Below are 14,198 nucleotides of genomic sequence, written 5' to 3' on the forward strand. Positions count from 1 at the left end.
AATTGAAGATGTAATGTTCAAATTATTCATCTTCGTAGTTTAATAATTAATAGGTATTTTATAAATGAATTTCCGTGAGTTTGAAAAACGAATTGTAAAAGTAAGAAAAATGGAACTTCCAGGTGAAGCAGTGCAGTTTAAAATGGCGCCTGAAGAGCGATTAAAGGAGCTAAAAGAAACCGCTAGACTTAAAAATACTGCAAAAAAAGCCGGAGTAATGTCGTTGTTTTATCCTACAGAAACGTTAGAAACACGTTTAATACTAATACTTCGGAAGACTTATAAGGGGGTGCATTCTGCACAAGTAGGTTTTCCTGGTGGAAAGCTTGAAGCTGTAGACAATTCGTTGCAAGATGCTGCACTTCGCGAAACAGAAGAGGAGGTTGGAGTTTCTAGAAATACTATTTCGGTATTAAAAGAACTTACAGAAATTTATATTCCTCCGAGTAATTTTTTTGTGCAACCATTCTTAGGAATTACAACGGAGCCTCCAAAATTTGTAGCTGAAGAAAAAGAGGTTGAAGCTTTGATTGAAGTAACTTTACACGATTTTATGAATGATGAAAATATAATTACTCAAACACTATCCACTTCTTACGCTACAAGCATAAGTGTGCCAGCTTTTAATCTAAATGGTTATATAGTATGGGGTGCTACTGCAATGATGCTCAATGAGGTGCGAGAAATGCTTAAAAAAGCTCTATAAAAGCATATTTTAGTATATTTGCGTTTAATCAACTTGATTGTTAATAAGTGTATTGCAGTATAAAAGTAAACAGTCTATCAACTGTTTTCTGCAATTATTCATTGTTTGCATTTAACGAAACTGAACTGATAAATGAGTCTTTTTAAAAAGAACCCATTCGGGCATATAATTTTTTTTAAACTTTGGCTTATACGCATAGCTGGAGTTTTAACTCATAGACGTTTTAAAGGGTTTAATGAGCTAAAAATTCATGGAAGTGAGATTATAAAAGATCTTCCAGATACTAATGTCCTCTTTGTAAGTAATCACCAAACATATTTTGCCGATGTTGCAGCCATGCTTCACGTCTTTAATGCTAGTTTAAGCGGAAGAGAGGATAGTATTAAAAACGTTGGTTATTTATGGCGTCCTAAACTCAATATTTATTTTGTTGCAGCAAAAGAAACGATGAAGGCTGGATTACTGCCTAAGATTCTTGCTTATGCCGGATCGATTAGTATTGAAAGAACTTGGCGTGAAAAAGGAAAGGAAGTAAATAAACAAGTAAAAATGAGTGATGTTAGCAACATCACAAAAGCGCTAAATGATGGTTGGGTTATTACTTTTCCACAGGGAACAACAAAGCCTTGGAAGCCTATTCGTCGCGGTACAGCACACATTATAAAAAAGAACAAACCAGTAGTAGTTCCTATTGTAATTGATGGTTTTAGAAGGTCTTTTGATAAAAAAGGACTTCGGATTAAAAAGCGTGGTATCCTTCAAAGTATGGATATTAAAAAACCTTTAGAATTCGATTATGAAAACGATACCATTCAAGAAATAGTAGAGAAATTAGAGTACGCTATAGAGCAACATCCTTCATTTCTTAAAGTGATTCCTTCTGAAGAAATTCAGAGTGAAGAAGAACTTAACAAGGAAAGACAGTGGCGCTATTAAGAGAAGTTTTAGGTAGATATTTTTATAATTCTATTTTTTCTAACTCTTTATAATTCTTGTATAATCTTTTCATTAAGATACCATAAATAATTCTGTAGAATAATAGTATTAGTACTATCAGTACGGTTCCAATTAATATTTGGCTTAAAAAAAACATACTCATAAACTTTTCTTGAGTAACATTACTTAAACCAAAATCTTCAACCATATATTTGAAAACTATATCTTGGTTTAGGTAGTAATAAAAATTAACACAGATAAGTAATAATGCTGTAGCAGTTACATTGTAAATTACAAAGTACTTCACAGTTTTACGTGCGCGTAAAATATTCTGCATCAGCTCCTTAACAGAGTCGGTTATCGATATTTTTCGATAATTTTTATAAAACAAATAGATAAATACTCCAAATACTGAATAGTTGAGGATGTTTACAACAATAAGGGTATTGTTAATCCCAATATCATTATTAAACTTAGTGTTCGATTCTGGTACTAAGAATGATAAAATTGTCCAAAAAATAATTTCAGCGATACTGATATAGAAAATCCACTTCACAATGGAAGATGACCTTTTCAACAACATTTTATAAATATCGTTAAAACTCAAATGTGGCAAATCCTGCTCGCGGCTTTGCCATTGTTTTTTTAAAAGTTCTAATTCATCCATTATAATCTACGGATTTAAAATGTTTTTTAATTTTCCTTTTATTCTGTTCATCTTCACTCTTGCATTTACCTCACTAATACCTAGTGTTTCGGAAATTTCTTTGTAATTCTTGTCTTCTAAGTAAAGAAAGACAAGCGCTTTGTCTATATCGTTTAAATCTTTAACAGCACGATACATTAATTTTAGTTGTTGTTCGGTAGTATCGTCATAAGGTTCGGAAGAAATTTTAAAACTAACTCCTTCAAAATCTTGTGTTTTTATGGTTCTTTTCGATTTTCTATAAAGTGTAATTGCTGTATTTAGAGCAACTCTGTACATCCAAGTGCTAAACTTACTATCTCCTCTAAACTTTGGATATGCACGCCATAATTGAATGGTTATTTCCTGAAACAGATCGTTGTGCGCTTCACTGTCGTTGGTGTATAACCTGCAAATTTTATGTACAATGTTTTGATTTTCCTCGATTTGAGTGACAAAACTATGTTCCAGCTCTTTGTTCAAAGTTATTTTGTTGGTAATAGGTTAGTATATGCTAGTTTAGCTTTGTTACAAAAGTCATAAAAATTAAATGAAGCATCCTAACAATTTGTAACTTTAATAAAAATTAAAACTATGAATATTCCTAAAACCAAAAAGCAGCGTATAATTGTGATAGGAGGCGGATTTGCTGGAGTTTCCTTTATAAAAAAGCTTAGGAATGAAAATCTACAAATTGTACTTTTTGACAGACATAACTACCATACTTTTCAGCCATTGTTGTATCAAGTTTCTACAGCTGGTCTTGAACCAGACTCTATAGCATATCCACTTCGGAAAATTTTTAGGAAAAATCTTGATTTTCACTTTAGATTGGCTGAGGTCGAACGTATTAATACTGAAGAAAATACTATCTACACCTCTATAGGTAGTCTAACTTATGATTACTTAATAATTGCGACTGGTACGCGCACAAATTATTTTGGGAATGATAGTATAGCTGAAAACAGTATGCCGATGAAGGCAGTTCCTCAAGCTTTAAATATCCGAAGTTTGATGCTACAAAATATTGAGAAAGCCGATATTACTACGGATGAAAAAGAAAGAAAACGGCTGCTAAATTTTGTGATTGCTGGTGCTGGTCCTACGGGTGTTGAGTTAGCAGGAGCTTTAGCCGAATTTAGAAAAGGTATTTTGGAGTTCGATTATCCCGATATAGACGAAAAAGAAATGAATGTTCACCTTATTGAAGGGCAGGATAGGGTATTGCCACCAATGAGTAAACAGGTTTCAAAGAAAGCACAAAAATTTTTAGAAAAACTTGGTGTTGAACTTCATTTAGAAACTTTTATTAGTAGTTATGATGGGAAAACGGTAACTACAAAAGATGGAAAAACCTTTGAAACTGCAACATTTATATGGGCTGCAGGGGTAACTGGAGCATTAATAAAAGGTATTGATGGAAAAGCTTTAATTGAAAAAGCAAATAGGTATAAGGTAGACGAATTTAATAAGGTTGAAGGTTTTGAAAACATTTATGCCTTAGGAGATATAGCATTAATGGAGACCAAAGACTTTCCTAAAGGTCATCCCCAAGTAGCCCAACCCGCAATCCAACAAGGAAAGAACTTGGGAGATAATTTTAAAAAAATGCTGAATGGCAAAAATATGAAACCTTTTAAATATAACGACAAAGGGACTATGGCTACCGTTGGAAGAAACAAGGCAGTTGTAGATATAGGGAAATTACACTTTGGAGGTGCAATAGCCTGGTTTTTATGGATGTTTGTTCACTTGTGGTTTTTAGTTGGCTTTAGAAATAGAGTGGTAACTTTTTTTAATTGGACCTACAGTTATATCAATTACGATAAAGCTGCCAGATTAATTATTAGGCCTTTCAAAAAATAAAATAACTTTAAAGAATTACTTAACTTTTACAGGAATCGGGCTTCCACTTGTTATCCATCTCCCTCCAACTTCTTTTATATTCACATCTAATGCATTTGAGGTTTCAACCTTTTTTATATTTACTTTCATTTCATCGTAAGTGTCAATGCTCTTTAGATTGACATTAAGTTGGTCGTAAGTATTAATGTCCACTAAACGTACATCCATTACATTATTTATAGGTTCAATTTCTTTGCTTTTGTTAGCATAAGCAGAAGGAATTAGATTCAAATCTTTCACTACGTTAAAAGTTAAACAAATTGCGATGATTGTTAAAATAGTCTTGGTGTAAGTATCTGTTTTCATAATTAATTAGATTAGGAGTTATTTTCTTAGCAATTTTTATATTTATCGTGTAATCCAACGCCTTTTTTAATTAATTCACTAGACTTATCTAGGCGTTTCAGTTGGGTTGCTTCTCGTTTAGCTTCACCGATATATTCAGCATATTCTCTTTGCCTACCAGGGGTTAGTTTGTTAAAGCTTTCTTTTAAGACTTTGTCAGTTGCCAATGCGCTTTTAAGTAAAAGAGGTATTGAAACATTTTTTTTCTTAACAGGCTTTATTTCTTTACCGGCCTTAGCGTTTTCAATTGCTTCTTCTACATATTGTAAAATGAGTTTGGGATTAATTTCATCATCTTGTTTAAAACGCCATTGCCTTAAGGCTTTAGTTACTCCTTCTTGGGCATTAATAAGGGTTTTAGCTTCATCCTTTAAAAACACACCTTGATGAAACCAAAGTGCTAAATGATTTTTGAAATCAGCCATAGCAACTACTAATTTTCCATTAAGGGTGTAAGTTGGTTTGCCCCATTTCACTTCTTCCTTCAATTCGGTTTGTTGAATAACACTGCGTAGAAGTTGAAGCTTATCTTTCCACTTTGTCTGTTTATGGATGAAAATATCTACTTTTTCTGAATCTGTCATTTTAAGATTGATTTAAACCGAAGATACAATAATTCTTTTTTTGTTCGGACTATGGATGATAGAAGCAAAACAACCATATCAGAAATTTGAATTTTACAAAATAGAATAAAGTATTAATTATAAACGTTTTAAGGATAATTCGTAGCTTGTGTGTTGATTATCAATTTAATGTGAATTTTTAAAATCTAAAAAGAAATTTGAATTACAATTGAGCTATGTTTTTTTACAGTTCAGATTGTTTTATTCAGAAATGCCGTGTGGAAAATTCATCTTTGAACCGTAAATCAAAATCCACCATTAGATGAAAGTTTCAGTAGTTTTTTTTCTAATAATTCTCTTTCCATTTTCCTTTTTTGCACAGAGTAAAATTTCGGGAATAGTAACCGATAAAAAAGGTGTTCCAATATTTGGGGCAAATGTTTATTTAACCGGAACTTATGATGGTACTACATCAGATCAAAATGGAAATTTCACATTTGAAACTACCGAAACTGGAGTACAAACCTTAACTGTATCCTATGTTTCATTTGAAACATTTACAATGATTGATGACGTTTCGAAACTAAAAAATCTTAAAGTTGTTCTGCGTGACGATGTAAATTCTTTAGAAACAGTAACAATTTCTGCAGGCTCCTTTTCAGCGGGTGATAATAGTAAAATTTCTGTTTTAAAGCCGATGGATATAGTAACAACCGCAAGTGCGGTTGGTGATTTTGTAGGAGCATTACAAACGCTTCCAGGAACTACAACCGTTGCTGAGGATGGACGCCTTTTTGTCCGTGGTGGAGATGCAGGTGAAACGCAAATCTTTATTGATGGTATTCGAGTTTTTACACCCTATAGCCCTACAACCAATAACATCCCAACTCGCGGAAGATACAGTCCCTTTTTGTTTGATGGCATAACATTTTCTACTGGAGGTTATTCTGCAGAATACGGACAAGCGTTATCCTCAGTCTTACTATTGAATACCATAGACGAACCTGTACAGGAAAAGACAAATATTGCTATTATGAGTGTTGGTGGAGGGGTAGGACACACCGAGAAGTGGAATAATTCATCATTGAGTCTGAATACATCTTATATAAATCTTGCTCCTTACATTGCTGTGCTTCCTGATAGAAACACTTGGGAAAAACCCTTTGAAACAGCTTCTGGAGAGGCTGTTTTTAGACAAAAAATTGGAGACGGATTATTAAAGGTTTATGGCGCTTTCGACTCTTCAAATTTTGAACTAACACAAGAAGATATTAATCTAGCAGAAGGCTTGTATTTTAAGTTGAATAATAAGAACTTCTATACTAATGCTAGTTACTCTGAAAAACTTAATAAAGGTTGGTCAATTTTTGGAGGTGGGAGTTATACATACGCAAATACAAAGGTAAACATCGATAAAGCACATATAAAGGATGTTGAAAATTCGGCACATTTAAAATTAAAACTCAACAAACGTTTTAGTAATTATTTCAAACTGAATTTTGGTGTGGAACAGTTTCTTACCGATTTTGATGAAAAATATAATGCGTCTGATTTTTCAGCAAATATTGGGTTTAAAAATAATGTGTCTGCCTTTTTCACCGAAGCAGATATCATTTTCTCACGAAAACTTGCATTAAAACTAGGTGCTCGTGGGGAGTATAGTGAATTGTTTAAGGAAGTTACAGTTTCACCTAGAGTATCATTTGCTTTTAAAACAGGTAAAAATAGTCAGCTTTCATTAGCTTATGGAGATTTCTTTCAACAACCAGATAATGAAATTTTAAAGTTTACTACAGACGTAGAAGCTCAACACACCCAACACTACATACTGAATTATCAATATGCTGCAAACAATAGAATATTTCGTGCTGAGTTGTACAGAAAGCAATACAATAAGCTTGTAACATACAACGAAACCATTCCCGATGTAAATAGTTTATTTGATAATACAGGAAATGGCTATGCCCAAGGATTGGATGTTTTCTGGCGTGATAACGAAAGTATAAAGAATGTAGATTATTGGGTAAGCTATTCATATTTGGATACCGAAAGAAAATATAAATACTACCCAATTAAGGCCACACCAAACTTTGCAAATACACATAATCTTTCGGTTGTTGCAAAATATTGGATTGACGATTGGAAAAGTCAGATAGGATTTAGCTATCAATACGGCAGTGGTAGAACTTACACCGATTTAAATTCGCCTGGCTTTCTTCAGAAAAAAACAAGAGATTATAACAGTGTAAGTTTAAACTGGGCGTATTTATTATCGCAACAAAAGATACTTTATTTCTCCATAAACAATGCTTTCGCTTTTAAAAATGTGAATGGATATCAGTACGCAAATACTCCTGATGCCAATGGGAATTTTGCTAGAAGGAAATTACTTCCAGCAGCAGATCAATTCTTTTTTGTTGGTTTCTTTTGGACTATTAGTGAAGACGGGAAAAATAATCAACTAGATAATCTGTAGGAGTTTAATATTACAATTCAGTCAATGTAATCTACATTTCGGTTGTTTCATTTTTAAATAATAGAAGTATTAAATGAAATTTGAATAATAATCAAACTTTAAACCAAAACTAAAATATCAATTATGCAAAACGTACTCACTTACTTAAGTATAGTCTTAACTGCTTTTTTTATGCAGGTAGAGGCTCAAACAACTTCATCAGAAGTTTCGGAACCAACCAAATACCAACAAGGTATGCAAAAAGCATTTAAGATTTGGCAGGAAGATAAATCTTGGGAAGCAGCCAATATGTTTGAAAGAATTGCAACAGCAGAAACAGACAAATGGCTGCCGCCTTATTATGTAGCTCAAATAAATGTTATAAATAGTTTCACAGAAAAAGACGCAGCGAAGTTGAAAGCACAACTAGACAAAGCACAGAATTTTATAAATGATGCTACAGCTATATCAAAAGGTAATCCTGAATTATTAGTGCTGCAAGCACAGTTGTATACCGCCTGGATAGTTTTTGATGGGCAGCAATACGGAATGACTTATTCTCCAAAAGCGGCGGCGCTTTACAATCAGGCTTTAGCTATCGCTCCAGAAAATCCAAGAATGATCTTGGCTAAAGCTGAGTGGGATATAGGAAGTGCGAAATATTTTAATCAAACAATAGATACTTACTGCAAAGACCTTCAGCGAGCGATAGAACTTTTTGCTACTTTTAAACCCGAAGGAGAGTTCTACCCAACCTATGGTGAAGAAAGAGCAAAGCAAATTGTTGCAGAAAGCTGTAAGTAAAACTTTTCCTAATTTCAAGATTATTAATTAACTGATATTCTTGTGTATAATTTTTAAAATAATCATTCAATGCGCATTTTTAAAGACATAGGGAAAGCATTTTTTGTAGGGACTATTGTGTTTATCATTCTTGTGATAATTCAACATATAAATGGACATTTCTTTAAAAATGGTCGTCAGCTGCTAATTGCTTTTTCGTACAACCAATTATATTCTGTAATTCTATATTTGGCTAATGCATACTATTTTGGGTTTTTACTCAAGACATTTCCCAATCAAGTCTTTAAAACTAAAAACCTTTTAAAAGGGCTTTTAGGAGGTGTTTTAGTTACATTAGTAGCGCTATTTGTTATTCGAATAATAACACAAGTAGGAATAGAAGGAAAAGATTTTTCAGTATTTATTTCTTCTGAAAAGATTGATTACTATTATCTCTCATTCATTATTTCTGTAGTAATTACTGCAATATTTTATTCTTTTTATTACTATCGAAATAAACAGCAATCCATTGTAACCGAACAAAAATTAATTGCTGGAACAGCATCAGCAAAGTTCGATGCTCTAAAAAATCAATTAGATCCTCATTTTCTCTTTAATAGCCTGAACGTACTTACTAGTTTAATTGAAGAAAATCCAGAAGCAGCTACTCGTTTTACAACTTCGCTTTCAAAAGTATATCGCTATGTTCTAGAACAAAAGAATAAAGAGCTGGTTACCCTAGAAGAAGAACTAAAGTTTGCCGAACTCTACATGTCTCTTTTAGCAGTGAGATTTGAGGATAGCATCATTTTTAATACACCACAACATTTAAAAAATTCGCAAGCGAAGGTGGTGCCATTATCGCTGCAATTACTGTTGGAAAATGCTGTAAAACACAATCAAGTTATGCCATCGAAAAAACTTCATATTACTATAACAGAAAAAGATGGGGTTTTAATGATAACCAATAACATTCAGCCTAAGCAAGTTTTAAAACAAAGCACAGGTTTGGGGCTGCGAAACATTCGAGAAAGGTATGCGCTTCTTACTAAGCAACCCGTTACTATTAGTAAAAATCAAGAGGAGTTTAGTGTTGCAATACCAATATTAACAGAAAACTTTGAAGTTATGAATTCATCAAAAATATATATTTCAGAAAAGAAATTTAAACAAGCTCAAAAGCGAGTGGAGAAGCTAAAATGGTTTTATGTGCATTTAGCTATTTTCGTGTTTTTTATTCCAGTACTTATTTACTTAAATATAATTTCACATGCAGGATTTCCTTGGGCGTTATTTCCAATTTTTGGATGGGGATTTGGAGTAATAGGTCACGCATCAGAAACATTTAAATACAATCCGTTTTTTAGCAAGTCTTGGGAAGAAAGAAAAATTCGTGAACTAATGAGTAAAGATGAATAAAATACAATTCGTCGCCTAATATTGACGCTTCGGTGTTTTTCTCTTTATAGCGAGCTCAATATTCGGTACTTTTAAGATAAGGTTTAAAATTACAGTTATGGAAATAAATAAAGAAGATTATAAATATATCAAGGCAAAACGTCGTGTAGAGGAAATGAAAAAGTTTTACACTAATGTTGCGATGTATGTTATTTTCATTTGTGCCTTAGCGGGACTAAATTATTATGTAAACGAATTTAAAAATCCTTGGTTTTTATGGGCTGCTTTTGGATGGGGAATCGGAATTTTTTTCCAAGCTATAAAAGTATTTAAATGGGCACCATTTATGGGTAAAGACTGGGAGAATCGTAAGATTAAGCAGTATATGGAAGAAGAGAAAAGACGAGAAAATAAAAGCGAGTTTTAATCATATTAAAAATGGAGGTCAAGAAAAGTTTATCCTATTTACGAGCAAAGAAAAAAGTTGAAACTTTAAAAGGATTCTATAGTCACCTTTTAGTTTTTGTAATGGTTAATATCATAATCCTTCTCTTTTCTGCTAATGTATTTAACAGCAAACCATTAGATTTCAAACATTGGAGTAATTACGCAATTGCTTTTTTCTGGGGTATAGGTCTAGTATCACATGCAATTTATGTATTCTTTGAATTTAAATTTAATAACGTGTTATTGAAACGATGGGAAGAAAAGAAAATTAAACAGTTTTTAGAAGAGCAATAGCAAGTTAATTTTCAATTAGCATCAATCAAAATTAAAATAATAAATAAAACTAATTTTCAAAGGTGGCTAAGTAATTTTAGAGTGAAAACACGTAAATGAAAACGCTACAATTATCCACACAATTTTACGAAACTATATGAATGTAATAATTATTGAAGATGAAAAACCGTCTGCTCGTTATCTTCAACGTATGTTAGCGAAACAAGATGTAAATGTAAGTGAAATGCTACACAGTGTTGAAGAAGCAGTAGAATGGTTTAAGACTAACAAACATCCAGATTTAATTTTTTTAGACATTCAATTAAGTGATGGACTTTCTTTTGAAATATTTGACATTGTTGAGGTTAACAGTGCGATAATTTTCACCACAGCTTTTGATGAATATGCTTTGCAGGCTTTTAAGCTTAATAGCATAGATTATTTACTAAAACCTATAGATGAAGAAGAGTTACAAGCTGCCGTTAAAAAATACATGTTTTTAAAACCTTCAAATAAAAATCTACAAATCAATTTTGAGGATATTAAAAAGCTTCTTGTCAATCCAGTTGAACGCGAGTATAAAAAACGTTTTACAACCAAAATAGGGCAGCATATCAAAATGATTTTGGTAGATGAGATAGAGTGTTTTTATTCTGAAAATAAAGGAACTTATGCACACACTGTAGATGGGCGAGATTATCTTTTAGAAACAACTTTAGAACAGCTTGAACAAGAACTTTCGCCAGAACTTTTTTTCAGAATTAGCCGAAAATATATAATAAATATAAACTCAATCAAGGATATAATATCTTATACAAACTCTAGACTTCAATTGAAGTTAAATAGCTATAAAGAACAAGAAGTTGTTGTGGCACGTGAGCGGGTGAAAGACTTTAAACTTTGGTTGGAGTAAAATCCAAAACTTATTTAATTCTATTCTCCTGAAAAGAAGACGGTAATAGCTTCGGAATAAATTTAACTAATAGCGGTAATAGCAAGCTTCCTCCCGGTAAGAGAAAAATAGTGAGTGAAGGTATAGACTTACAAATGTCTAATAACTGCTCTTTCACTTTATACTTTTCTTCTGCTGTTAGATCACGAATTGTTGAATGTCCAAGTAAAACAACTAATTCACCACTTTCCTCAAGTTCTCTAGCAAGTCTATCTTTATTTCTAAGAATTAGTAATTTAACCGTTGCAGAGGATTGTTTGTAGAATTGCTTTACAGGGTGTGAATATTCAAAAAGTAGAATTTTTTCCGTGTATTTTTCTGCAAAATTTTTAAGAGATAAAAGACTTCCTTCTAAATCGTTTTCAGAAAAATTCAAGGTGACTAATAATTGTTGTAAAAACTGATGTTCAGAGATATCCATTGTAAGATCTTCCCAAACAGTAAGGCAACATAAGTCTAAGATAAACTGTTTTTCTAATGAGTTTTTATCACTGTTGAGGTAGTTTAAACTCTCTAAAAAAGTAGCCGCGCCACCTTCACTATAATCTATTATATAATCTGATGATGATTCAAAAAACTCTACTAATAACTTATCGTATTTTGTTTTTTCTTTTTTAGAAACTAAGGTGTAAAAACAAGCAGTTAAGGTAGTGGATTCTAATTCACGATAATAAGATTTCACTGAACTAGGATCTTTTTGCCAATGTTTAAATGCAAGAACATCAAGGTAGAGTAGGGCGTGGGTGAGTAAAGAAATTGTATTCTTCTTTAAAATAGTATTAACCGACTGTAATCGCGCTGTTAGTATATGTTCTAAAGTATTTGACGGACTTTGTGCTATAGAAAACATTTGAAAAAATCCTGTTTTCCCTTTTTCTAAATGATTATAAAACGTTAGAATACTTTTTATGGCATCGTCGTAATTGCCATTTTCGTTGTTTTGAAAATATTGAAAAAGTAAAGTATGGAAGAGATTAATTTTAGTAAGCTCTTCTTTAGTGTATTTTAAATGTCCAAGAGATTTTTTCGGAATAACAGAAACAGTAACACCATAAATAAACCCTGTTTGCTTTAAAGCTTCATAAAATTGATGGTTGTTCTTAAAAGCATCAACAAGCTCCTCCTTTTCAAATAGATTTAAGAATTTTAGTATCCAATCGGGTGCTGAAGGGTTCATCGAATTAATTATAGTTATTTTTGACTGTTCAAGCCTTGATTTTTTCTTGTTTCCCAAAAAATATCGCATTTTTGAAAATCAAGATTGTACATTTAGACCTAAGTTAAAATGAACAAGTAAAATTAATTAATAAAAACTTACTAAAAAGATGAAAAAATCAAAACTTTTTGCAGTTATAGGTGGCCTTGGAATGGTTGCATTATCTGCTTTTTTGATGTCGGCAGATCACATGGATGCTCCATCGGTAAAAGGATCTTCTGCAGATATAGCAGATTTTTACGCCTTTCAAGGTGAAAACAATAATAACTTTGTTTTTGTAGCTAATATTCAAGGATTACTGCCAGCGGGACAGGCTACCGAGCAAGCTGTTTTTGACGAATCTGTGCTAATAGAGTTTAATATAGACAAGGATAACGACCTTAAAGAAGATTTAGTTATTCAAGCTATTAAGCGTGGAGATTCTATGCATTTCTTTGGTCCAGCAGTTCCTGAGTATACGGGGGATGAAGGATTAAGAAGTACTATTTTAACCTCAAGCACAAGAAGAAGCGTAAAAATTTCTACTATAGATGATATTGAAGTTGCTGAAATAGATGGAATAAAACTATTTGCAGGACCTCGTGAAGATCCTTTCTTTTTTGATCTAAATAAGTACAACAGTATTCTAGCAGGCGATGCAACAGAATTCAGTTCTCAAGGAACAGATTATTACGCAGGAAAAAATGTTTTAAGTGTAGTAATTGAACTTCCAAAATCAATGCTTCCAGGTGGTACAGTAGGGGTAAATCAATTTTCACCTGATACTCCAATGTATAATGTTTGGGTAGAGTCTAAAAGAAAGATTTAAAACGTGTTAATCAACAAAACAATAAACATGAAAACTTTAAAATATATAACGCTCTTTGCTGCATTAGGTTCCTTATTATTATTCACCCAATGTAAAGACGACGACGATAATATTATTATTAATGCTACTTGTTCCGATGGTATAAAGAATGGGGATGAAACTGGAATAGACTGCGGTGGAAGTATGTGTGACCCTTGTGATGAAAGTGGTTTAGACTTTAGTGGTGTTTACATTCAGGAAGACCAAATGGGAAGGCCATCTATAAATACAATGTTTGGAACATTAGGTTATAGAGATACTTACAATGTAACGGTACCTTCAAAAATGCAAGTTGAATTTCAGAGTATGATGGAAAGTAAATTGTTGTTATTAAACCCAAATTATACAACAAACGTATGGGGATTAGACGCAACTGCTTTTTCTACTTTGTTGTCAAACGATGTATTATGGTTAGCTGAAACAGGAGAAAATACTTATTCAAACGGTGTTGATATTTTAACAGGAAGAGCCTTAGGGGAAGATGTGATGAATACAACACTTCAATTAATTTATGGAGGTGCCGATGGTACAGAGAATCCAGGATTAACTGATGATGGAGTACCTTCCAATGATGCCCAATTCTCCAATAGCTTTCCTTATTTGGCTCCGCCATTTTAATAGAACTATTGTAAAACAAAAAAAGAGAACTCAAGTAGTTCTCTTTTTTTGTTTTATAAAATAGAAATG

Annotated in this window: 16 protein-coding genes; 11 read left to right on the top strand and 5 right to left on the bottom strand. The window is 32.5% G+C overall.

Features of this window, described 5'->3' with window-relative positions; translation table 11 throughout:
- Window positions 1–64 precede the first annotated feature (64 nt).
- Window positions 65–706 carry a CoA pyrophosphatase gene (locus H4O20_RS01535; protein ID WP_185098067.1) on the top strand — a complete coding sequence of 214 codons (642 nt, stop codon included), beginning with the start codon at window positions 65–67 and terminating at the stop codon, window positions 704–706.
- Window positions 707–838: 132 nt separating this feature from the next.
- Window positions 839–1,642 carry a 1-acyl-sn-glycerol-3-phosphate acyltransferase gene (locus H4O20_RS01540; RefSeq protein WP_139854450.1) on the top strand — a complete coding sequence of 268 codons (804 nt, stop codon included), beginning with the start codon at window positions 839–841 and terminating at the stop codon, window positions 1,640–1,642.
- Between the two features lie 22 nt (window positions 1,643–1,664).
- Here the strand turns inward: H4O20_RS01540 and H4O20_RS01545 are convergent, their stop codons facing one another.
- The gene (locus H4O20_RS01545; protein WP_185098068.1) at window positions 1,665–2,309 is read right to left on the bottom strand and encodes a hypothetical protein; all 645 of its coding nucleotides are present in this window, start codon (window positions 2,307–2,309) and stop codon (window positions 1,665–1,667) included.
- Window positions 2,310–2,315: 6 nt separating this feature from the next.
- Window positions 2,316–2,810 carry an RNA polymerase sigma factor gene (locus tag H4O20_RS01550; RefSeq protein ID WP_185098069.1) on the bottom strand — a complete coding sequence of 165 codons (495 nt, stop codon included), beginning with the start codon at window positions 2,808–2,810 and terminating at the stop codon, window positions 2,316–2,318.
- Window positions 2,811–2,921: 111 nt separating this feature from the next.
- Here H4O20_RS01550 and H4O20_RS01555 point away from each other — a divergent pair, with 111 nt between their 5' ends.
- Window positions 2,922–4,193 (top strand): NAD(P)/FAD-dependent oxidoreductase, encoded by a 1,272-nt coding sequence (locus H4O20_RS01555; protein ID WP_185098070.1) that lies wholly within the window; start codon window positions 2,922–2,924, stop codon window positions 4,191–4,193.
- A 15-nt stretch (window positions 4,194–4,208) separates the two neighbouring features.
- On the opposite strand, the gene H4O20_RS01560 is transcribed toward H4O20_RS01555, so the two are convergent.
- A complete protein-coding gene (locus H4O20_RS01560; RefSeq protein ID WP_139854458.1) occupies window positions 4,209–4,538 on the bottom strand; it encodes a hypothetical protein in 330 nt (109 codons plus the stop codon).
- Between the two features lie 26 nt (window positions 4,539–4,564).
- Complete coding sequence (locus tag H4O20_RS01565; RefSeq protein WP_185098071.1) at window positions 4,565–5,161, bottom strand: YdeI family protein; 597 nt, start codon at window positions 5,159–5,161, stop codon at window positions 4,565–4,567.
- A gap of 301 nt (window positions 5,162–5,462) precedes the next feature.
- Between H4O20_RS01565 and H4O20_RS01570 the strand changes: the two genes are divergently transcribed.
- The 6 genes from H4O20_RS01570 to H4O20_RS01595 all read left to right on the top strand — a co-directional run bounded on the left by H4O20_RS01570 (window position 5,463) and on the right by H4O20_RS01595 (window position 11,409).
- The gene (locus H4O20_RS01570; RefSeq protein WP_185098072.1) at window positions 5,463–7,616 is read left to right on the top strand and encodes a TonB-dependent receptor; all 2,154 of its coding nucleotides are present in this window, start codon (window positions 5,463–5,465) and stop codon (window positions 7,614–7,616) included.
- Window positions 7,617–7,739: 123 nt separating this feature from the next.
- Window positions 7,740–8,399, top strand: coding sequence for a hypothetical protein (locus tag H4O20_RS01575; protein WP_185098073.1), 660 nt, complete (start codon window positions 7,740–7,742; stop codon window positions 8,397–8,399).
- A 69-nt stretch (window positions 8,400–8,468) separates the two neighbouring features.
- A complete protein-coding gene (locus H4O20_RS01580; protein ID WP_185098074.1) occupies window positions 8,469–9,797 on the top strand; it encodes a 2TM domain-containing protein in 1,329 nt (442 codons plus the stop codon).
- 97 nt (window positions 9,798–9,894) lie between these two features.
- Window positions 9,895–10,203 carry a 2TM domain-containing protein gene (locus H4O20_RS01585; RefSeq protein WP_139854469.1) on the top strand — a complete coding sequence of 103 codons (309 nt, stop codon included), beginning with the start codon at window positions 9,895–9,897 and terminating at the stop codon, window positions 10,201–10,203.
- A gap of 11 nt (window positions 10,204–10,214) precedes the next feature.
- The gene (locus H4O20_RS01590) at window positions 10,215–10,517 is read left to right on the top strand and encodes a 2TM domain-containing protein (RefSeq protein ID WP_185098075.1); all 303 of its coding nucleotides are present in this window, start codon (window positions 10,215–10,217) and stop codon (window positions 10,515–10,517) included.
- Between the two features lie 136 nt (window positions 10,518–10,653).
- Window positions 10,654–11,409, top strand: coding sequence for a LytTR family DNA-binding domain-containing protein (locus H4O20_RS01595; protein WP_185098076.1), 756 nt, complete (start codon window positions 10,654–10,656; stop codon window positions 11,407–11,409).
- 10 nt (window positions 11,410–11,419) lie between these two features.
- Here the strand turns inward: H4O20_RS01595 and H4O20_RS01600 are convergent, their stop codons facing one another.
- Window positions 11,420–12,625 (bottom strand): LETM1-related biofilm-associated protein, encoded by a 1,206-nt coding sequence (locus H4O20_RS01600; protein ID WP_185098077.1) that lies wholly within the window; start codon window positions 12,623–12,625, stop codon window positions 11,420–11,422.
- A gap of 148 nt (window positions 12,626–12,773) precedes the next feature.
- Here H4O20_RS01600 and H4O20_RS01605 point away from each other — a divergent pair, with 148 nt between their 5' ends.
- Both H4O20_RS01605 and H4O20_RS01610 read left to right on the top strand, forming a co-directional pair.
- Entirely contained in the window at window positions 12,774–13,472 is a 699-nt protein-coding gene (locus H4O20_RS01605) for a DUF4331 family protein (RefSeq protein ID WP_185098078.1), read from the top strand.
- Between the two features lie 27 nt (window positions 13,473–13,499).
- Window positions 13,500–14,129, top strand: a complete 630-nt coding sequence (locus H4O20_RS01610) for a DUF4331 family protein (protein WP_185098079.1) — start codon at window positions 13,500–13,502, stop codon at window positions 14,127–14,129.
- The last annotated feature ends 69 nt before the right edge of the window (window positions 14,130–14,198 follow it).

Source organism: Aequorivita sp. 609, assembly GCF_014212065.1.
Classification (GTDB): Bacteria; Bacteroidota; Bacteroidia; order Flavobacteriales; family Flavobacteriaceae; genus Aequorivita; species Aequorivita sinensis.

Excerpts from the sequence above, each read along its gene's own strand:
- H4O20_RS01545 (WP_185098068.1), bottom strand. The coding sequence starts at position 2,309 with ATGGATGAATTAGAACTTTTAAAAAAACAATGGCAAAGCCGCGAGCAG.
- H4O20_RS01585 (WP_139854469.1), top strand. The coding sequence starts at position 9,895 with ATGGAAATAAATAAAGAAGATTATAAATATATCAAGGCAAAACGTCGT.
- H4O20_RS01560 (WP_139854458.1), bottom strand. The coding sequence starts at position 4,538 with ATGAAAACAGATACTTACACCAAGACTATTTTAACAATCATCGCAATT.
- H4O20_RS01605 (WP_185098078.1), top strand. The coding sequence starts at position 12,774 with ATGAAAAAATCAAAACTTTTTGCAGTTATAGGTGGCCTTGGAATGGTT.
- H4O20_RS01580 (WP_185098074.1), top strand. The coding sequence starts at position 8,469 with ATGCGCATTTTTAAAGACATAGGGAAAGCATTTTTTGTAGGGACTATT.
- H4O20_RS01565 (WP_185098071.1), bottom strand. The coding sequence starts at position 5,161 with ATGACAGATTCAGAAAAAGTAGATATTTTCATCCATAAACAGACAAAG.
- H4O20_RS01610 (WP_185098079.1), top strand. The coding sequence starts at position 13,500 with ATGAAAACTTTAAAATATATAACGCTCTTTGCTGCATTAGGTTCCTTA.
- H4O20_RS01595 (WP_185098076.1), top strand. The coding sequence starts at position 10,654 with ATGAATGTAATAATTATTGAAGATGAAAAACCGTCTGCTCGTTATCTT.
- H4O20_RS01575 (WP_185098073.1), top strand. The coding sequence starts at position 7,740 with ATGCAAAACGTACTCACTTACTTAAGTATAGTCTTAACTGCTTTTTTT.
- H4O20_RS01540 (WP_139854450.1), top strand. The coding sequence starts at position 839 with ATGAGTCTTTTTAAAAAGAACCCATTCGGGCATATAATTTTTTTTAAA.
- H4O20_RS01555 (WP_185098070.1), top strand. The coding sequence starts at position 2,922 with ATGAATATTCCTAAAACCAAAAAGCAGCGTATAATTGTGATAGGAGGC.
- H4O20_RS01600 (WP_185098077.1), bottom strand. The coding sequence starts at position 12,625 with ATGAACCCTTCAGCACCCGATTGGATACTAAAATTCTTAAATCTATTT.
- H4O20_RS01570 (WP_185098072.1), top strand. The coding sequence starts at position 5,463 with ATGAAAGTTTCAGTAGTTTTTTTTCTAATAATTCTCTTTCCATTTTCC.
- H4O20_RS01535 (WP_185098067.1), top strand. The coding sequence starts at position 65 with ATGAATTTCCGTGAGTTTGAAAAACGAATTGTAAAAGTAAGAAAAATG.
- H4O20_RS01590 (WP_185098075.1), top strand. The coding sequence starts at position 10,215 with ATGGAGGTCAAGAAAAGTTTATCCTATTTACGAGCAAAGAAAAAAGTT.